The sequence below is a fragment of the Bradyrhizobium sp. LTSP857 genome (assembly GCF_000938285.1).
Classification (GTDB): domain Bacteria; phylum Pseudomonadota; class Alphaproteobacteria; order Rhizobiales; family Xanthobacteraceae; genus Bradyrhizobium.
The window spans coordinates 85,571-103,444 of sequence record NZ_JYMS01000030.1 but is presented as its reverse complement, the minus strand read 5'-3'; the positions used below and the strand labels follow the sequence as shown (position 1 = coordinate 103,444).

Genomic DNA, 17,874 nt, shown 5'->3' with positions numbered 1-17,874 from the left:
GAGGGGGCTTTTTTGTTTGGGACACGAGCGTGTGTTGTTTGACGCGATTGCCTATCGCGCGCGCAACCGCCAAAATAGCTCCAACCGCTCCCCACAACATCGTCGGAGGACACCATGGGAACCGCAATCACCTTCAAGCGCCCGGACGGCAAGGAGGCCTCGGGCTATCTCGCCAACGCTGCGCGCGGAAATGCGCCAGGCGTGGTCGTGATCCAGGAATGGTGGGGGCTGTCGGACCAGATCAAGGGCCTGTGCGACCGCTTTGCGCTGGCCGGCTTCGATGCGCTGGCGCCCGATCTCTACAAGGGCAAGGTGGTGCCGTATCACGACACGGATGCCGCCGGCAAAGAGATGAACTCGCTCGACTTCATGGACGCCACCACGCAGACCGTGCGCGGCGCCACGCAATATCTGTCGCGCAACGGCGCCAAGGTCGGCCTGACCGGCTTCTGCCTCGGCGGCGCGGTGACCATCATCGGCTCGGTGCATGTGCCGGAGCTTGCGGCCGGTGTCGTATTCTACGGCATTCCGCCGGAGCAGGCGGCCAAGCCCGCCGACGTCAAGATCCCGCTCCAGGCCCACTTCGCCAACAAGGACGATTGGTGCACGCCGGAGCTGGTCAACGGCTTCGAGAAGGCCATGAAGGCCGCCGGCAAGTCGCTGGAGCTGTTGCGCTATGATGCCGAGCACGCCTTCGTCAACGAGCAGCGCCAGGCCGTGCACGACCGCGAAGCCGCCGAACTCGCCTGGGGCAGGGCGACGGAGTTTTTCCGGAAGCATTTGGGGTAGGGGCTTGCTGGCGGCGCCACAAATTCCGTGTCGTCCCGGCGAAGGCCGGGATTCATAACCACAGGATTTTGTCGCTAGGGCGAGCTGTCACTCCGAGTCTTCGCAAAATTCAATTTTGTGGCTATGGGTCCCGGCCTTCGCCGGGACGACGGCGGAGATCGACGTCGACGGCTATGCGACGAGCAGCCACCCTTGACGCCGTCCCCCGGCCATGGTGAGTATCCCGCCCCATGAGCACCGCCGTCCGCCCAACTCGTCTTTGGTGGCGCACCTCCTAAGAGGTGGCCGGTGCGATTTCTTTTCCATAAATCGTCGAAGGTCGCCCACGCAGTGCGGCGGCCTGATCGTTTGTCCTGTGTGGCGTTCCCTCGGCAAGTTTCGTAAGAGGACCCCATGAACAGGACCGTATTTACCCTTCCGCCCAGAAGCGACTATGTGACCCGCGCAGGTCTCGCGGTCACGCGCGTGGCGGAGCAGTTTACCGGTGGTGCCAACCGGCTCGATGATCTCATCAGCCTGCTCGACCGCCGCCATGGCGTGGTGCTGTCGTCGGGCACGACCGTGCCCGGCCGTTACGAGAGTTTTGACCTCGGCTTCTCCGACCCGCCGCTCAAGCTCGAGACCGTCGGCATCAATTTCAAACTCGAAGCGCTCAACGAACGTGGGCGCGTGCTGATCGCCTTCCTCGCTGACGTGCTGCGCGAACCTTGCGTCGTGATCTCCGAGAAGACGCAATCGCACCTTGCCGGCCACATCATTCGCGGCGCTGCGCCGATCGAGGAGGATCAGCGCACGCGCCGCGCCAGCGTGATGTCGCTGGTGCGCGATCTCGTTGCCGCCTTCTCCGCCAACGACGACGGGCTGCTCGGCCTGTTCGGCGCCTTCGCCTACGACCTCGTGTTCCAGATCGAGGATATCGTGCAGAAGCGGCCGCGCGAAAAAGACCAGCGCGACATCGTGCTCTACATCCCCGATCGCCTGCTCGCCTATGACCGCGCCACCGGCCGCGGCGTGATGCTGACCTACGACTTCGCGTGGAAGGGCAAGTCGACGGAAGGCCTGCCGCGCGAGACGGCCGACAGCCCGTATCAGAAAACGCCGCGCCAGGGTTTTGCCGATCACGCCCCCGGCGAATATCAGGCCACGGTGGAGACCGCGCGCGCCGCCTTTGCGCGTGGCGATCTCTTTGAGGCCGTGCCGGGCCAGCTTTTCGCCGAGCCTTGCGACCGTTCGCCGGCCGAAGTCTTCCAGCGCCTCTGCGTCATCAACCCGTCGCCTTACGGCGCGCTGATGAATCTCGGTGACGGCGAATTTCTCGTCTCGGCTTCGCCCGAGATGTTCGTGCGCTCCGACGGACGCCGCGTCGAGACCTGCCCGATCTCCGGCACGATCGCGCGCGGCACCGATGCGATCGGCGACGCCGAGCAGATCCGCCAGCTCCTGAACTCGGAGAAGGACGAGTTCGAGCTCAACATGTGCACCGATGTCGATCGCAACGACAAGGCGCGCGTCTGCGTCCCCGGCACGATCAAGGTTTTGGCGCGACGCCAGATCGAGACCTACTCCAAGCTGTTCCACACCGTCGATCATGTTGAGGGCATGCTGCGTCCCGGCTTCGACGCGCTCGACGCCTTCCTCACCCATGCCTGGGCCGTCACCGTTACCGGTGCACCAAAGCTGTGGGCGATGCAGTTCGTCGAGGATCATGAGCGCTCGCCGCGGCGCTGGTATGCCGGCGCGATCGGCGCGGTGAATTTCGACGGCAGCATCAACACCGGCCTCACCATCCGTACCATTCGTATGAAGGACGGTCTTGCCGAGGTCCGCGTCGGCGCCACCTGTCTGTTTGACTCCGATCCTGCCGCGGAAGATCGCGAATGCCAGGTGAAAGCGGCGGCGCTGTTCCAGGCGCTGCGCGGCGATCCGCCAAAGCCGCTGTCGGCGTTTGCGCCCGATGCCACCGGTTCGGGCAAGCGGGTGCTGCTGATCGATCATGACGACAGTTTCGTCCACATGCTCGCCGATTATTTCCGCCAGGTCGGCGCCACCGTCACCGTGGTCCGCTATGTGCATGCGCTCGACATGCTCAAGCAGAAGAGGTGGGATTTGCTGGTGCTGTCGCCCGGCCCGGGCCGGCCTGAGGATTTCGGGATCAAGACAACCATCGATGCGGCGCTGGAGAACAAGCTGCCGGTGTTCGGCGTCTGCCTCGGCGTGCAGGCGATCGGCGAATATTTTGGCGGCGAGCTCGGGCAGCTCACCCATCCCGCCCACGGCCGGCCCTCACGGGTTCAGGTGCGCGGCGGGCGGTTGATGCGCAATTTGCCGAATGAGATCGTGATCGGCCGCTATCATTCGCTCTTTGTCGAGCGCGACAGCATGCCGGAGGTTTTGTCGGTCACCGCCAGCACTGAAGATGGCGTTGCCATGGCACTCGAGCACAAGACGCTGCCGGTCGCCGGCGTGCAATTCCACCCGGAATCGTTGATGTCGCTCGGCAACGAGGTGGGCTTGAGGATTGTCGAGAATGCGTTCCGGCTGGAAGCGGGGACGAATTGAGGGCAGGATATTTCACACGCGTCATTCCGGGGCGCGGGAAGCGCGAGCCCGGAATGACAACTGAAACGAGACAGCCATGAATTTTGACCACGATCTGAAGGCGAGCGTCCGCACCATCCCCGATTATCCCAAGCCGGGGATCATGTTCCGCGACATCACCACGTTGCTCGCCGACGCGCGCGCCTTCCGCCGCGCGGTCGACGAACTCGTCAATCCCTGGGCCGGCAACAAGATCGACAAGGTCGCCGGCATGGAAGCGCGCGGCTTCATCATCGGCGGTGCGGTGGCGCATCAGGTCTCGGCCGGCTTCGTACCGATCCGCAAGAAGGGCAAGCTGCCGCACACCACCGTGCGCATCGCCTATTCGCTGGAATACGGCATCGACGAGATGGAGATGCATGTCGATGCCATCCAGCCCGGCGAGCGCGTCATCCTGGTCGATGACCTCATCGCAACCGGCGGCACCGCGGAAGGCGCAGTCAAACTGTTGCGGCAGATCGGGGCCAATGTAGTCGCCGCCTGTTTCATCATCGACCTGCCTGAACTCGGCGGCGCTGCCAAGCTCCGCGCCATGGACGTGCCGGTGCGCACGTTGATGACGTTCGAAGGGCACTGAGGATCGTCGTCGCTAGCGACGTTCAGATCGTCTCGGCCTTCAGCTCTGCCAGCCAATGCAGCATGCGCTCTTTGAGGAGCGCGTTGCGGACATAGGCGGTCTCCTCATCTTCCAGCCGCTCGCATTCGCCGAACGTTAGGCCCGCCTCGCCATGCGCGTTCCAGGCGGCCTGGAGAGTGCGGCAGGTGTGGCTGCCCTGGCGCAGCGAAAACCAGACGCGGTTCTGGATTGTCTCCAGGTTCGGAGCCTGGCCGACCCAGGTCTCGCCCGAGGCCGCGCAACGAACGACGTAGATGCCCGCAACGGTCTTGCGCTCCTTGTAGGCGGCGATGGCTGCTTTGCGGTCGATGCTCACGGGATGCGCCCTTGTTGAGGGGATGCTAATGGCTGCCCTCAATAGGCTCGATCCCGCTTGCAGTCAATATTATCCGGGTAAAATTATTGCCTAGGACCGTTGCAGGATCAGGCTGAGCTCGAGCTCCCGGAACGCGAGGTAATTCCGCCGGACCCATTGGTGCAGCTCGGTGGAGGAGTCTTTCTCCTGTCGCAGATAGCCGGTGAAAGAAAAGTTCAGCCGGTCGATATACGTCTTCAGGAACCCGGGCAGCGCCGGCAGGCGGAGCAGCCGGCCCTCGGCCATCGCGGGCGGCAACTCGCCGCGGATGATGAATTCATTGTCCACTGTGATCAGGTTCACCCGCGGGATCTGCTGCCGCAGCATTTCATGGGCACGGGCCGAGACGCGGTCGGTGTCGGCGACGAACAGGATCATCGGCGCGACATGCCGGCGCGCCGCCTCTTTCAGCAGGCCGATCTCGTCGGCCATCTTGAAGAACTCGTCGAAGGCGTGGAAGCCGAGGTCGATCACCTTGGCAAGCCCATCGTCGACGATGACGCGGTCCATCAGTTGCATCTTGCCGAACGTGTCGATCACATCAGCCGTTTCGGTGACCTTCGGCAGATAGTCGAGCAGCGACGGTTCCTTCAGATTGACGTCGAAGGCCGTGACGTTGCCGTTCTTGAGCAACAGGAATTCGCTCAATAGCCGCGCCAGCAGCGTCTTGCCGACCTGCGGGCGGGGCGAGCAGATGATGTAGAGGGGCGTTGCGGGCATCTTGCGCTACTATCTGAGCGAAACTCACCGCCCAATCCAGCCGTATCCGCACGCCGCTCGCAACTATTTTTCGCTGCTGCGGGCCCCGGATTTCGTCGAGCCGACGATGTCGGTCAGCCGGATCCGGTCGAACTCGCTCCAGACGTTCGCGAGCCAGTGCCGGACATAACCGCGCAGCACAAACGAATAGTTCGCGGCTTCGTCGTGAATGCCCTTGTTGGCGACGAATTTCAGGAACGGGACGGAGGACACTTCGACCTGCTCATAGGCCATTTCGTTGAGCTTGGGGATGGTCAGCTCGGTCGCATCCTTGATGCGGTTGAAATACGATTGGTAGGTCGCCTGGTCCCACTGGAAGAACTGGGTATCGTTGATGAAGTTCTTCACCAGGAAATATTTCGCGCCGCCCATGAAGCCCGCGGTCTCGGCGATCTCGTCGAGCGAGGCGATCGAGGGTCCGAGGATATGGAACACCGCGAAGGTGATCTGGCCGGCCTTGGCGGCGTCGAGGAAACCGATATCGCGCAGCGAGGCGAGCGCAGGCGAGAGCAGGCCGGCGCGGACGTCGATCACGGTGACCGACGGGCTTGTCGCGTTGAGCGTATCGAAGATCTTCATCTGATCGGAGGTCGTCGTCATGTCGACGATCTCGGTGATCTCGGGATGGAAGCGCTTCAGCGTTCCGCGTGGCGACTCCGTGTCGAAGGCACGGGTCGGTACGTTGTTGGCGGAAAAATAATCGAGCAGCGTGCGCGACACCGTGGTCTTGCCGACCCCGCCCTTGTCCGCGCCCACCACAACCACTGCCGGCTTTGCCATTGCTGTCCCCTAACGCGCGCCCCCGATTGCGAGGTTCGCAATCGGCCGGGCCCCAAATCGATGTCCCAAGGATGTCCCGAGTCTGCTGTTGGGCGCGAACATGGCAGAAACAAGGGAGAATTCAATTCCTTGGGGTTCGGTCGCGGCAATTTCCGGAGTTTTTCCCGATCGCCGCGAAACCGGCCGCAAGGCGCAGCAGATTGCACGCTCAGTGGCGGCCCCAAGGACCCATGGGATTGCCTTTGGGATTGCCCAGCGGATTGCCGGCAGAGGTTCCGGAGGGGCTTGGCGCGGGTACGGGCGGCGGACTGGGCCGGCTGCCTGCGTCGTTCCACGGTCCTTGTGGCAGCGGCGGAGGGGCGTCCTGCTGGTCGGCCTGTTGTTCTTCGGGCGCCTCCGCCTCTTCAGCGGGCGGCGGCAGCGGGCCGGGATCATGGCCGCCGGCAAACTTGACCAGCGCATCGACCCGGGACTGCACCGACGGGTGGGTCGCGAACAGATCGGCAAAGCCCTCGCGCGGATTGTCCAGGCACAGCTCCATTACCGCCGAGGTCGCGCCCGGCAGTTCGCCGCGATTCTCGATCTTGCGTAGCGCCGAGATCATGGCATCGGGATTCTTGGTGAGCTCGACTGAGCCTGCATCCGCCAGATATTCGCGCGAACGCGACAGCGCGAGCTTGACCACCTGCGACACCAGCCAGGCCACCACGATCAGCACGACCGCGATGATGATGACCACGATGGCGCCGCCGCCGGAGCTCTTGCTGTCACTCGATGACGAGGACGATCGCGACGACGAGGAGGAGCCCGACGACCACGAGCCGCCGGAACTCCAGCTCAAATTCGTGAACAGGCGGAAGAACAACTCGCCGAAGAAGCCGACCACGCCGGCGATGATGACGGCGACGACCATCAGCTGCACGTCGCCGTTCTTGATGTGGGTCAGCTCGTGGCCCAGCACGGCCTCGATCTCCTGATCGTTCAGTGCTTTCAGGAGGCCCGTCGTGACGGTGACCGCATATTGCCGCGGGTTGAGGCCGGTCGCGAACGCGTTCAGCGCCGGGCTTTCCATGATCTTCAGCTTCGGCATGGTGATGCCGCGCGAGATGCAGAGATTTTCGAGCAGATTGTAGAGCCGCGGCTCTTCCTGACGCGTGACGTCATGGCCGCCGGTCACCGCGTCGATCATCGACTGGTGGAAGAAATAGGCGATGATGATCCAGGCGACCGCCGCGACCGTCGCAAAGGGCGCGGCTTTGAGCAGGTCAGAAAACGCGCGGCTCAGATAATAGGCGACCGTCTCATTGCCGTTGATGACGACTTCGGCGACCAGCGCGCCGGCATAGACCAGCACATAGACCAGCGCAAACAGGCCGGCGAGCAGCAGCATCGAACGAAACTTGTTCGAGGCGATGTGCGTGTAGAGACCATACGCGGCCATGGCGCGCTGTCCTGCCGGCCTATCGGCTCAAATCAGAACTTCACCTGTGGCGCTGCCTCGACCTCGGTGCGGCTCGCGCCGAGATCGAAGAAGTCCTTCTTGGTGAAGCCGAACATGCCGGCGAACAGCGCGGCGGGCATCTGCTGGATGCCGGTGTTGTATTCCTGGACCGCGTTGTTGAAGAAGCGGCGGCTCGCCGCGATCTTGTTCTCGAGGTCGGAAAGCTCGCTCGCGAGCTGCTGGAAATTGGCGTTGGCCTTGAGGTCGGGATAGGCCTCCGACAGCGCGATCAGCCGACCGAGCGCGCCGGAGAGCTGGTTCTCGGCCGAGGACACCTGCGTCGGTCCTTGCGCCGACATCGCCGAATTGCGCGCCTTGATGACGTCGTCGAGCGTGCCGCGCTCATGCGACGCGTAGCCTTTCACCGTCTCGACCAGGTTCGGGACCAGATCGTGACGCTGCTTGAGCTGCACGTCGATATCGGCAAAGGCCTGGCTGACACGCTGGCCCAGCGCCACCAGCCGATTGTAGGCGCTGAAGGCCAAGAACACGAGGACGACGATAACGCCGAGAACGATCCAGCCGGTCGACATGGAGAACTCCTGAAGGGATTAAGGCGGGCAGCGTAACCTAAAACGGGGCCGGGCGAGAGCCCGGCGCGGAGGAAAGGTAAGACTTGGTCGAATGGGGAGCCATCCGAGTTCAAGGCAAAAGCGGGTAACGAGGTTAACTTTCGGCCATGACGGCATCGCCCCAGCGCCAGCGCCGGGCATCCGCATAGGCAGTCTTGTCGCGTCGCAGCACCTTGGTGATGGTGAGGGTTTCCTCGGTGCAGAGCTTTGCGGTGATCTCAGCCTTGCCGATATCCGGCGGCGCCAGCACGCGCGCGGCGCGCGTTGCGGGCGGCGTGCGGGTCAGGGCGATGAAGATGAATCGTTCGTCCTCGAACGGCACCTCGGCGCCCTTGATCTGGCGGTGCGCCTGCGAGCGCGGCAGGCGCTGGGAGAAATGGCACCAGTCGGGTGCCGTGAGCGGGCAGGGCTTTTCGTGCGGGCAGGGCGCCGCGACGAAGGCACCTGCCGCGATCAGTTGCTGGCGCAGCGCGAGGATGCGTGAATAGCCGGCCGGCGTGCCGGGCTCGATCACGACCAGCGCGTGGCGGGCTTTGGACCACATCATTTCCGTGAGCGCGCGCTGATCGTGCTCACCGAGCTCGCCGATCAGGTAGCTTGCGATGACGATATCGGCGGGCGAGATTTCCGCGAGGTTCGCGCCGGCGTCGCCCGGCAGATAGCGGCAATCGCCCAGTCGCGCGCTGTCTTGCGCAAGCTCGAGCGCGAGCCGGCTCAGCGTGCCGTTGGCATCGAGCAGGGTGAAGGATTGCAGCGACGAAAAGGCCTCCGCGGCCGCCCAGCTTGCAGTACCCGGACCTGCGCCGACATCGAGCAGCGTCTCCGGCGCGAAGTCCGGCACGATCTCGGTCAGTGCGTTCAGGCTGGCGGCAACGGCAGCGTAGGTGGCCGGCATGCGCGCGAGCGCATAGGCGAGCGCGTCAGCCTCCGACTTGATCGTTCCGGAGCCGCCGCCCGAGCGATAGGTGTTCGAGATCTTCTGCGATCGCTGTGCGGCGTCGGTTCGCGAAAAGCCCTGGAGCTTGCCGTCGAGGGCGGCCTTTAGTTCGGCAGGGAGGGTGGGAGCGATCATCATCCGCGGTCATGCCCCGCGAAGGCGGGGCATCCAGTATTCCGAGATAGGGCCGTCAGCCGAGAAGCCGCGGCGTACTGGATCATCCGCTCCAGTGCGCAATTTGCGCACAAGGCGGATGATGACGTCAATGGTTGCCGAACGCGCGCGGCCTCACGCCACGTTCTGGTCGAGAATGTCCACGGCCTCTTGCAGGTTCACCGAGACGAGCTGCGAGACGCCGCGCTCGGCCATGGTGACGCCGAACAGCCGGTTCATCCGCGCCATCGTGATCGGGTTGTGCGTGATGATGACGAAGCGCGTGTCGGTCGAGGCGGTCATCTCGTTCAGCAGGTTGCAGTAGCGCTCGACATTGTGGTCGTCGAGCGGCGCGTCGACTTCGTCCAGCACGCAGATCGGCGAGGGATTGGTGAGGAACACCGCGAAGATCAGCGCCATCGCAGTCAGCGCCTGCTCGCCGCCCGAGAGCAGCGACAACGTCTGCGGCTTCTTGCCCGGCGGTTTGGCGATGATCTCGAGACCGGCTTCCAGCGGATCATCGCTCTCGATCAGATGCAGTGCCGCCTCGCCGCCGCCGAACAGCTCGACGAACAGCCGCTTGAAGTGGCTGTTGACCACCTCGAACGAGGTCAGCAGCCGCTCGCGCGCCTCCTTGTTGAGGCTCTGGATGCCCTGGCGCAGCCGTTTGATGGCTTCGACGAGGTCGTCGCGCTCGGTGGTGAGGCTGGTGTGCTGGGTCTCGACCTCGCGCAGCTCTTCCTCGGCGCGCAAATTGACGGCGCCGAGGCGCTCGCGGTCGCGGCGGAGCTTCTCCAGCTCTTCCTCGGTCTCGCCGAGTGGCGGCAATTCCGCGCCGGGCTCGATCTCGGCAAGGCCGGCGACGGCCTGCGGCTCGACCTCGAGCATGTCGCGGATTTCGCGCTCGATGTCGTCGAGGCGGCGCCGCGCGCCTTCCATGCGTTCTTCGGCGCGTGCGGTCGCCTCGCGCGAGCTCGACAACGCTTCGAGCGTCAGCTTGGCGGCACGATCGGTCTCCGCCATGGCGGTTTCGGCGGAAGCGAGCGCGTCGGCAGCGACGCGGCGGTCGTTCTCGGCATATTCGATCTCGGTGATCAGCGCGCTGCGCTTCTCCGCGAACACGGCGGGCGCGTTCTCGAGATCGCTGCGTTCGATCGAGACTTCGGTGATGCGGGCCTGGATGGTGTCGATATGGGAGGCCGCGCTGCCCTTGCGGTTCTGCCACTCGGTGCGCTCAGCGAGGATCGCCTGCACGCGGCGGTCGGCAAGCTCGGCCTCGCGCGCCAGCGCCTGCGCCTCGGCGCGCACTTGGGCGGCCATGCGGCGATGGCCTTCGATGTCGCTGCGGACTGCGGCGAGACGGATCTCGGCGTCTTCGCTGGGCGGCAGCTCGGAGATCGCGGCGGCGGCGTATTCATGCGCGGCCTCGGCCTCGGCGCGGTCGGCGGCGAGGCGGCTGTGGGCCTCGATCAGCGCCGATTTGCGGGCGGCATGACGGTTGATCTCGCGCTCGGCGGTGGCATGGCGCTCGCGCGCGGTGTTGAGCTCGCGCTGTGCGGCGCGCCAGGCTTCGCGCGCAGCACCTTCGGTGCTCGCGGCCATCTGCAATTCGGCTTCGGCGTTCTCCAGCGCCTGGCGCTGGATCTGCGCGTCGATGCGGGCCTGCTCCAGCTCGTTCTCGAGGTCGACGAGGCGGGCGCGCTCGGCCAGCCGCCGTGCGGCGCCGGTCGGGGCGTGAGCGGCGGCGACAAAGCCGTCCCAGCGCCAGACGTCGCCCTCGGGCGACACCAGCCGCTGGCCGGTCTTGAGCTGCGAGACGAGCTCGGCGCCACGCTCGCGCGGCACCACGCCGATCTGCGCCAGGCGGCGCGCCAATTCAGCGGGCGCCTGCACGTGGTCGGCGAGCGGCACGACGCCCTCGGGCAGCGCCGGATCGCCTTCGGTGACGCCTGCATTGGTCCAGCGCATCGGCGCCGACGGATCGACGGGTGCATCGAGGTCGTCGCCGAGGGCTGCGCCGATCGCTTTTTCAAAACCCTTGTCGACGGTGATGCCGTCGATGATCGGCGGCCACAGATTCTTGGTCTCGCCGTTGACGATCTTGGAGATCGTGCGCGCCTCGGTCTCGAGCCGCTGCACGCGCTTGTCGGCCTCGTTCAGCGGTGAGCGCGAGGATTCCAGCGTCTGGCGTGCGGCGACATGGGCGGATTCGCTCGCCTGGGCGGCCGCTTCGGAAGCCGCCAGCGTCTGTTCCGCGTTCTCGACCGTCGCGGTCAGCTCGTCGAGGTCACCGAAACCGCCGGTCTCGTCAGCAAGCTTCTGCTCTTCGGCCGCGACATTGGTGATTTCCTGGTCGAGCCGGGCGAGCTTGTCGCGGTGGGTGCGGACATTGGCCTCGAGCTGATTGCGCTTGGCGGTGAGGTCGGCGAGCGCGGTGGTGAGCTCGGAGAACTGGCCCTCGGCTTCGGTCAGCGTCGCTTCTGCTTCAGAGACGCGCTCGTCGACGCCGGAGCGCTTCTCGACGCGCGACTTGATCTCTTCCTTCAGCTCGGCGTCTTCGGTGTCGAGCCGCTCGAGCGCGACATCGGCATCCATGGTCTGCTGCTGGGCCCGGGCGATGTCGCCTTCGAACTGCGCCAGGCGGCGCTCGAGCTCGGCGACGCGCTCCTTGGCGCGCTCTTCCTCGCGGTCGAGCAGTTCGCGCGCATTGGTGAGGCGCTGAAGGCCTGCTGCGGCGCGCGCTTCCGCGTCGCGCAGCGCCGGCATTTCGGCGGCACGAATCGCCTGGATGCGGGCCGCTTCGGCCTGATGCTGGGTGCGCTCGGCCATCTCGCGGACCGCGAGATCATGGGTCTGGCCGGACTCATTCACGTCGGCGTGGGCGCCGATCCAGCGCAGATGGAACAGGGTGGCTTCCGCCTTGCGGACTTTGGATGCGACCTCGCGATAGCGCACGGCCTGGCGGGCCTGCTTCTTGAGGCCTTCCATCTGGCCCGCGAGCTGGCCGATCACGTCCTCGACGCGGGTAAGGTTGGTTTCGGCCGCCTTGAGCCGCAGCTCGGCCTCGTGGCGGCGGGCGTGAAGACCGGCGACGCCGGCGGCGTCTTCCAGCACGCGGCGGCGCTGCTCGGGCTTGGCCTGGATGATTTCGCCGATCTTGCCCTGGTGGACGAGGGCGGGCGAGCGCGCGCCGGTGGCGGCGTCCGCAAACAGGATCTGCACGTCGCGGGCGCGCACGTCGCGGCCGTTGATGCGATAGACCGAACCGGCCTCGCGCTCGATGCGGCGGGAGATTTCGAGAAGCTGGCTGTCGTTCACCGCCGCAGGCGCAGTGCGATCGGCGTTGTCGATCGTCATCGTCACTTCGGCGTGGTTGCGCGCGGGACGATTGCCGGAGCCTGCGAAGATCACCGCATCCATGTCGGCGGCGCGCAGCGATTTGTACGAGGTCTCGCCCATCGCCCAGCGCAACGCCTCGACGAGATTCGACTTGCCGCAGCCGTTGGGACCGACCACGCCGGTCAGGCCGGGCTCGATGACGAAGTCCGTGGGCTCAACGAAGGACTTGAAGCCGTGTAGGCGCAGGCGGGTGATTTTCATAAGCACGCATCTCTTTTGGCAGGCGCGAATCCCCCTGCCGGGACAATACCATGGAAGGCAGTGTCGCTATCCGGGCGAGTCGCGCGAGGCGCCTCATGCGGTCGGACAATGGCCGCGGTGCGCCGCGAGGGCAACCTGCGAAAGCCGCTTTTCCCAAGGGATTTATGCCGGGAAAGATACGGCTTTTGAGATGCGAATCAGGACCTTGACGAGCGAATCAGCTCTTCAGCAGCGGATTGATCTTCTTGGCGAATTCCTCGAACGAGGTCTCGCCTTTGATTTTCTCGCCGTTGACGAAGAAGGTCGGCGTGGAATCGACCTTCAGAACGTCGCTCGCATATTTCTGGTCGGCGGCGATCTTGTCGAGCAGCGCCTGATCCTTCAGGCAGGCTTCGACCTGCTGCTGGGTGAGGCCGGCCTGCTTGCCGATCCGCGCCAGTGTCTCAGTGGTGTTCTTCATCACCCAGTCGTTCTGCTGGCGGAACAGCATGTCGGTGACCGCAAAATATTTCGGCGCGTCGCCATTGGCGATGCAGCGCGACAGCATCGAGCCGGCGGCGGCTTTGATGTCGAGCGGGAATTCGCGGAAGATGTAACGCACCTTGCCGGTGTCGATGTATTCCGACTTGATCTTGGGGAACACCTGCTCGTTGAAGGCCGCGCAATGCGGGCAGGTCATCGAGGCGAATTCGGTGATGGTGACGGCGGCGTCCTTCGACCCGAGCGCCATGTCGGGCAGCGACACCGGCTTCGCGACGTCAGCGGCGGCCTGGGCCATGGCTTCGGAGATGAACCGCAGCGGCGAGAGCCCGGCGAGCGCGGCAAGCCCGGTCAGCGACAGCATCGTGGTGAAGGCGCGGCGGGTGATGATCAAGGTCGGCTCCCGGGATTGGCGTGGTCTCGCCCGGTTCCCTTCCCGAGCGGCCTGTCGCTAGCTTGAAACGTCGTTTGAGGCAATGGCGCGCCGCAAGGACAGGCCCAGATTGGCGGCAGAATAAGGCTCAATTTCGCTTGATTGCGGCCCCGAGCCGCGCCAGCGCGGTTTTCAATTGTTCATCTTCGATGTCGCCCAGGTCCTCGGCGACCTTGGCGACGGCCTTGGGGTCCGGCGGGCCGGGCCGCACCGGGCGCCGGGCGCGTGACAGGGGGGCTTGGCGGAAGGCGAGCTTGCCGACCGCGCTCCAGCCGAAGAAGCGGTTGACCCGCTCCAGGATGACATCGGCCGAGTGCTGGATCTCCAGCGCCATCGGCCCCTCGACCCGCAGCACCAGCGTCGCCGGCTCCTGCGGCTGGCCCTCGACCGGTCGCGGCCATTGCATCTTCAGCGGCTCGGCATGGGCCGCGATCTCCGGTCCGGCAATCTGCGCCCACCGCGTCACCAGCTCGCGCGCGGCAAAACCCTGCTTGGCATAGGCCTCGGCAAAGACGTCGTTGAGCAGCAGCGACAGCGGCTTTGCGCTGATGGGGCCGGGTTTGTATATGCGGGCCATAGCTATGCTGCCGCGCGGGGCCGGATGGCCTTCAAGTCGCGATCAATCTCGCGGCGCCGCTGCATGAGATCGTAGTCCATCTGGAGGCCCAGGAAAAAGCCTTCCGACAGGCCAAAATAGCGGGCGAGCCGCAGGTCCGTGTCGGCCGTGATATCACGCTTGCCCAGGACGATCTCGTTGATCCGGCGTGGCGGCACGCGAACGGCGCGCGCCAGCGCGTTCTGGCTGAGCTCCATCGGCTTCAAAAATTCCTCCAGCAGGATTTCACCCGGATGGGGATTGCGAAGAAGCCCGCTCCTACCCGTGGTAGTCGACGATTTCGACATCTCTCGGTCCTCCCTCATCCCAGATGAAGCAGATGCGCCATTGATCATTGATCCGGATCGAATGCTGGCCCTGGCGGTCCGCTTGCCTCGAGCCGGTTGCCCGGAGGAATCCTGAGATCGTTCAATACCCGGGCCTGGTTCAGCAAACGCAGCTTTCGCAGGGCGACGTTCTGGATATCAGCTGGCAATTTCCGACTTCGCCGCCGGGACCAGATCAGCTCTGTCTCGGAGTTTGCGAAGCTCTGGATCATGCTGATCTATAACGCAAGGCGTTATAGCGTACAACTGCCTGCCCAACGCTGGTCACCCGCCGAATCCTCCCTTAGAAGGCTTCAATGTCCCCAACGACGGCCATCAAGCGGCAACGACATTCGGCGGCGGTTGACCGTCCGAAGCTGCTGCTCGATTGGTACGACCGTCACCGCCGTCGGTTGCCCTGGCGGGCCCTTCCCGGCGAGACGTCTGATCCCTACCGTGTCTGGCTGTCGGAGATCATGCTCCAGCAGACCACGGTGAAGGCCGTCGGGCCCTATTTCGAGAAATTCGTCGCGCGCTGGCCTGATGTGACTGCGCTGGGCCAAGCCTCGCAGGATGACGTGCTGCGGATGTGGGCCGGGCTCGGCTATTACTCGCGTGCGCGCAATCTCTATGCCTGTGCGGTCGCGGTGACGCGCGAGCATGGCGGCGTGTTTCCCGACACGGAGGAGGGGCTGCGCGCGCTGCCGGGGATCGGGCCCTACACGGCGGCCGCAATTGCCGCGATCGCCTTCGATCGCCGCACCATGCCGGTCGACGGCAATATCGAGCGTGTGGTGTCTCGGCTCTTTGCAGTTGAAGAAGAGCTCCCGCAGGCCAAGCCGCTGATCCAGCAATTGGCGGCGACGATGCTCGCGGATTCGCGCGCCGGCGACAGCGCACAGGCACTGATGGATTTGGGCTCTTCGATCTGCACGCCGAAGAAGCCGGCCTGCTCGCTATGTCCGCTGAACGAGGATTGCACGGCGCGCGCGCAGGGGACGCAGGAGAGTTTTCCGCGCAAGACGCCGAAGAAAAGCGGAACGCTGCGCCGTGGTGCGGCTTTCATCGTCACGCGTGGCGATGAGCTGTTGGTCCGCACCCGTGCCGAGAAAGGCCTGCTCGGCGGCATGACGGAAGTGCCGGGCTCGGATTGGCTTGCCGGTCAGGAGGATACGACCGCGAAGCAGCAGGCGCCGGAGCTGAAGGGACTATCGCGCTGGCAGCGCAAGGTCGGCGTGGTCACCCACGTCTTCACGCATTTCCCGCTGGAGCTCGTGGTCTACACCGCAAAAGCCGAAGCCCGCACGCGCGCACCCAATGGCATGCGCTGGGTGCCGATCGCGACGCTTGCCGACGAGGCGCTGCCCAACGTCATGCGCAAGGTGATTGCGCACGCGCTGGGCCGCTAGCCGACATCCTGCTGACACCAGGCTGTCAGCAGGCCTACGCTATCTGTCGGGGGTCACGGAGGTTGGCATGGTCAAGACCGCGCTCGACAACTTCAAAAGGCCGCCCTGCGCCGAGCTGTTGGGATGGCGCCTGCTCGATGCCCGTCCCGCGGATGGCTGGATCAAGCTTGCCTTCGAGGGGAGACCTGAGTTCTGCAATCCGGCGGGCTTCATCCAGGGCGGCATGCTCTCGGCCATGCTCGATGACACGATGGGGCCCGCGGTGCTCGTGATGAGCGAGGGCCGGCTCTACACCACCACCATCAGCATGACGGTCAATTTTCTGAGCCCCGCCGGGCCCGGCCCGATCATCGCCGAAGCAACGGTGACGCAACTCGGCAAGACCATCGCGTTCGTCGAGGCCAAGCTAATGGCGGAGGACGGCACAGTGCTTGCGACAGCAACGGCCAGCGAGCGGCTGCTCGAAGCCGCGAGGGTGGTGGGTAAATAGTCTAGCCGCGCACGCGGTGCACCTTCTCCCCTTGCGGGAGAAGGTGGCGCGAAGCGCCGGATGAGGGGTTGCTTCAGCGAACACTAACGCGCGCGAGTCACGCGCGGAGACAGACCCCTCACCCGAGTGAGTCTGCGTTTACGGGCGTCGCTGCCCTCTCCCGCAAGGGCGAGGGCACATCAATGCGCATCTCGCTTCGTGCGAAAGCACTATGGATATTGAGCCGAACTCACGCCCCCACGCGCTTCGCATCCCCACTCACGATCGCCGGTTTCGCGTTCAGCGCCTCGACCTGGAAACCCGCAACGCGCTTGTAGTTCGCGGCGATGTCTTCCAGCTCCTTCTGCGAGAGCACGTCGGTGACGACCTCAAAGCCGTCAGGCGCGCGCTCCTCGACGAGCTGCATCACCTGCTCGGGACCGTTCTTGCGGTTGAGCAGCACGAGGTCAGTGGTCGCCGGCCTGCGCTCGGCCTCGTAGGCGAGCAGCGCCGCATTGGTTGGGCCATGCGCAAGAATCTCACGCGTGATAGTCCGGGCATCGAGGATCGCCTGCGAGGCGCCGTTCGAGCCGATCGGGTACATCGGATGCGCGGCGTCGCCCATCAGCGTGACGCGGCCAAACGTCCATTGCGACACCGGATCGCGATCGACCAGCGGATATTCATAGGCGTGCGGGCAGTTCTTGATCAGGCCGGGGACGTCGAGCCAGTCGAACTGCCAGCTCTCGAACCAGGGCAGAAATTCTTCCAGCCGCGCGGTGCGGTTGTAGTCCTCGCGGCGCCACTGATAGGTCGGCGGCATGTGGCGCTCGGCGACCCAGTTGATCAGATGGTTGCCGTTTGCATCCGGCGCCTTGCTGATGGGATAGCAGACGAATTTCAGGATCTCGTGCCCGGCCATGATCATGGTGCGCCCGCTGAGGAACGCTTTCGACGGTGTCACGCCGCGCCAGAGGATGCGGCCGTTCCAGATCGGCGGTCCCTCCTGCGGATAGAGCTTTTCTCGCGCGGCGGAATGGATGCCGTCGGCGGCGATCAGGATCGCGCCGTCGTAGGTCCCTGCGGCCTTGCCGGTCGCCTTGTCGATGAAATCGGCGCGGACGCCATCAGCGGTCTCGCTCCATCCGGTCAGATGATGGCTGGTCAGGATATTCTCGCGGCCGAGCCGCTCGATCGCGGTGTTGAGCAGGAGCTGCTGGAGCGTGCCGCGATGGATCGAGAATTGCGGCCATTTGTATCCGGCTTCCAGCCCGCGCGGCTCGCTCCAGATCGGCTTGCCGTGCTTGGAGAAATAGGCGAGCTCGCGCGTGCGTACGCCGCTGGCATCGAGCTTGTCCATCAGCCCGAGCTCGATCAGCTCGCGCACCGCATGCGGCAGCACGTTGATGCCGACGCCGAGCGGCTTCAGTTCCGCGACGCTCTCGAACACTTTTGCGGGAACGCCGATTCCGTGCAGGCTGAGCGCAAGCGTCAACCCGCCG

General features: G+C 64.9%; 16 protein-coding genes and 1 pseudogene. 5 read left to right on the top strand and 12 right to left on the bottom strand.

Features of this window, described 5'->3' with window-relative positions; genetic code table 11:
• The first annotated feature begins 114 nt into the window (after nt 1-114).
• The 3 genes from UP06_RS20500 to UP06_RS20490 all read left to right on the top strand — a co-directional run bounded on the left by UP06_RS20500 (nt 115) and on the right by UP06_RS20490 (nt 3,964).
• Nucleotides 115-789 carry a dienelactone hydrolase family protein gene (locus tag UP06_RS20500; protein WP_045005229.1) on the top strand — a complete coding sequence of 225 codons (675 nt, stop codon included), beginning with the start codon at nt 115-117 and terminating at the stop codon, nt 787-789.
• Nucleotides 790-1,182: 393 nt separating this feature from the next.
• A complete protein-coding gene (locus UP06_RS20495) occupies nt 1,183-3,348 on the top strand; it encodes an anthranilate synthase component I (protein ID WP_045005227.1) in 2,166 nt (721 codons plus the stop codon).
• 76 nt (nt 3,349-3,424) lie between these two features.
• Nucleotides 3,425-3,964, top strand: a complete 540-nt coding sequence (locus tag UP06_RS20490; protein WP_045005226.1) for an adenine phosphoribosyltransferase — start codon at nt 3,425-3,427, stop codon at nt 3,962-3,964.
• A 22-nt stretch (nt 3,965-3,986) separates the two neighbouring features.
• Here the strand turns inward: UP06_RS20490 and UP06_RS20485 are convergent, their stop codons facing one another.
• The 11 genes and pseudogenes from UP06_RS20485 to UP06_RS40080 all read right to left on the bottom strand — a co-directional run bounded on the left by UP06_RS20485 (nt 3,987) and on the right by UP06_RS40080 (nt 14,727).
• On the bottom strand, nt 3,987-4,319 hold the full coding sequence (locus UP06_RS20485; protein WP_045005225.1) for a GIY-YIG nuclease family protein: 333 nt from the start codon (nt 4,317-4,319) through the stop codon (nt 3,987-3,989).
• Nucleotides 4,320-4,409: 90 nt separating this feature from the next.
• A complete protein-coding gene (locus UP06_RS20480) occupies nt 4,410-5,078 on the bottom strand; it encodes a hypothetical protein (protein WP_045005224.1) in 669 nt (222 codons plus the stop codon).
• A gap of 63 nt (nt 5,079-5,141) precedes the next feature.
• On the bottom strand, nt 5,142-5,897 hold the full coding sequence (locus tag UP06_RS20475) for a P-loop NTPase family protein (protein WP_045005223.1): 756 nt from the start codon (nt 5,895-5,897) through the stop codon (nt 5,142-5,144).
• A gap of 208 nt (nt 5,898-6,105) precedes the next feature.
• Nucleotides 6,106-7,338 (bottom strand): M48 family metallopeptidase, encoded by a 1,233-nt coding sequence (locus tag UP06_RS20470; protein WP_045005222.1) that lies wholly within the window; start codon nt 7,336-7,338, stop codon nt 6,106-6,108.
• A 32-nt stretch (nt 7,339-7,370) separates the two neighbouring features.
• Nucleotides 7,371-7,931 (bottom strand): LemA family protein, encoded by a 561-nt coding sequence (locus tag UP06_RS20465; protein ID WP_045005221.1) that lies wholly within the window; start codon nt 7,929-7,931, stop codon nt 7,371-7,373.
• Between the two features lie 133 nt (nt 7,932-8,064).
• The gene (locus UP06_RS20460; RefSeq protein ID WP_045005220.1) at nt 8,065-9,045 is read right to left on the bottom strand and encodes a small ribosomal subunit Rsm22 family protein; all 981 of its coding nucleotides are present in this window, start codon (nt 9,043-9,045) and stop codon (nt 8,065-8,067) included.
• Nucleotides 9,046-9,195: 150 nt separating this feature from the next.
• Complete coding sequence (gene smc / locus UP06_RS20455; protein ID WP_045005219.1) at nt 9,196-12,660, bottom strand: chromosome segregation protein SMC; 3,465 nt, start codon at nt 12,658-12,660, stop codon at nt 9,196-9,198.
• A 217-nt stretch (nt 12,661-12,877) separates the two neighbouring features.
• Nucleotides 12,878-13,534, bottom strand: a complete 657-nt coding sequence (locus UP06_RS20450) for a DsbA family protein (protein WP_045005217.1) — start codon at nt 13,532-13,534, stop codon at nt 12,878-12,880.
• 127 nt (nt 13,535-13,661) lie between these two features.
• Nucleotides 13,662-14,150 carry a DUF721 domain-containing protein gene (locus UP06_RS20445; RefSeq protein ID WP_082078447.1) on the bottom strand — a complete coding sequence of 163 codons (489 nt, stop codon included), beginning with the start codon at nt 14,148-14,150 and terminating at the stop codon, nt 13,662-13,664.
• A gap of 2 nt (nt 14,151-14,152) precedes the next feature.
• Nucleotides 14,153-14,476, bottom strand: coding sequence for a HigA family addiction module antitoxin (locus tag UP06_RS20440; protein ID WP_045005216.1), 324 nt, complete (start codon nt 14,474-14,476; stop codon nt 14,153-14,155).
• Nucleotides 14,448-14,727, bottom strand: a pseudogene (locus UP06_RS40080) (type II toxin-antitoxin system RelE/ParE family toxin). The gene UP06_RS20440 and the pseudogene UP06_RS40080 overlap by 29 nt, the downstream one beginning before the upstream one ends.
• Before the next feature lie 84 nt (nt 14,728-14,811).
• On the opposite strand from UP06_RS40080, the gene mutY reads away from it, so the two are divergent.
• Both mutY and UP06_RS20430 read left to right on the top strand, forming a co-directional pair.
• Nucleotides 14,812-15,903 carry an A/G-specific adenine glycosylase gene (gene mutY / locus UP06_RS20435; protein WP_045005215.1) on the top strand — a complete coding sequence of 364 codons (1,092 nt, stop codon included), beginning with the start codon at nt 14,812-14,814 and terminating at the stop codon, nt 15,901-15,903.
• Between the two features lie 67 nt (nt 15,904-15,970).
• A complete protein-coding gene (locus UP06_RS20430) occupies nt 15,971-16,393 on the top strand; it encodes a PaaI family thioesterase (RefSeq protein ID WP_045005213.1) in 423 nt (140 codons plus the stop codon).
• Nucleotides 16,394-16,622: 229 nt separating this feature from the next.
• Here the strand turns inward: UP06_RS20430 and UP06_RS20425 are convergent.
• On the bottom strand, nt 16,623-17,874 hold a 1,252-nt coding region (locus UP06_RS20425; protein WP_045005212.1), incomplete at its 5' end, for a flavin-dependent oxidoreductase.

Excerpts from the sequence above, each read along its gene's own strand:
- UP06_RS20500 (WP_045005229.1), top strand. The coding sequence starts at position 115 with ATGGGAACCGCAATCACCTTCAAGCGCCCGGACGGCAAGGAGGCCTCG.
- UP06_RS20495 (WP_045005227.1), top strand. The coding sequence starts at position 1,183 with ATGAACAGGACCGTATTTACCCTTCCGCCCAGAAGCGACTATGTGACC.
- UP06_RS20490 (WP_045005226.1), top strand. The coding sequence starts at position 3,425 with ATGAATTTTGACCACGATCTGAAGGCGAGCGTCCGCACCATCCCCGAT.
- UP06_RS20480 (WP_045005224.1), bottom strand. The coding sequence starts at position 5,078 with ATGCCCGCAACGCCCCTCTACATCATCTGCTCGCCCCGCCCGCAGGTC.
- UP06_RS20475 (WP_045005223.1), bottom strand. The coding sequence starts at position 5,897 with ATGGCAAAGCCGGCAGTGGTTGTGGTGGGCGCGGACAAGGGCGGGGTC.
- UP06_RS20470 (WP_045005222.1), bottom strand. The coding sequence starts at position 7,338 with ATGGCCGCGTATGGTCTCTACACGCACATCGCCTCGAACAAGTTTCGT.
- UP06_RS20465 (WP_045005221.1), bottom strand. The coding sequence starts at position 7,931 with ATGTCGACCGGCTGGATCGTTCTCGGCGTTATCGTCGTCCTCGTGTTC.
- UP06_RS20460 (WP_045005220.1), bottom strand. The coding sequence starts at position 9,045 with ATGATGATCGCTCCCACCCTCCCTGCCGAACTAAAGGCCGCCCTCGAC.
- smc (WP_045005219.1), bottom strand. The coding sequence starts at position 12,660 with ATGAAAATCACCCGCCTGCGCCTACACGGCTTCAAGTCCTTCGTTGAG.
- UP06_RS20445 (WP_082078447.1), bottom strand. The coding sequence starts at position 14,150 with ATGGCCCGCATATACAAACCCGGCCCCATCAGCGCAAAGCCGCTGTCG.
- UP06_RS20440 (WP_045005216.1), bottom strand. The coding sequence starts at position 14,476 with ATGTCGAAATCGTCGACTACCACGGGTAGGAGCGGGCTTCTTCGCAAT.
- mutY (WP_045005215.1), top strand. The coding sequence starts at position 14,812 with ATGTCCCCAACGACGGCCATCAAGCGGCAACGACATTCGGCGGCGGTT.
- UP06_RS20430 (WP_045005213.1), top strand. The coding sequence starts at position 15,971 with ATGGTCAAGACCGCGCTCGACAACTTCAAAAGGCCGCCCTGCGCCGAG.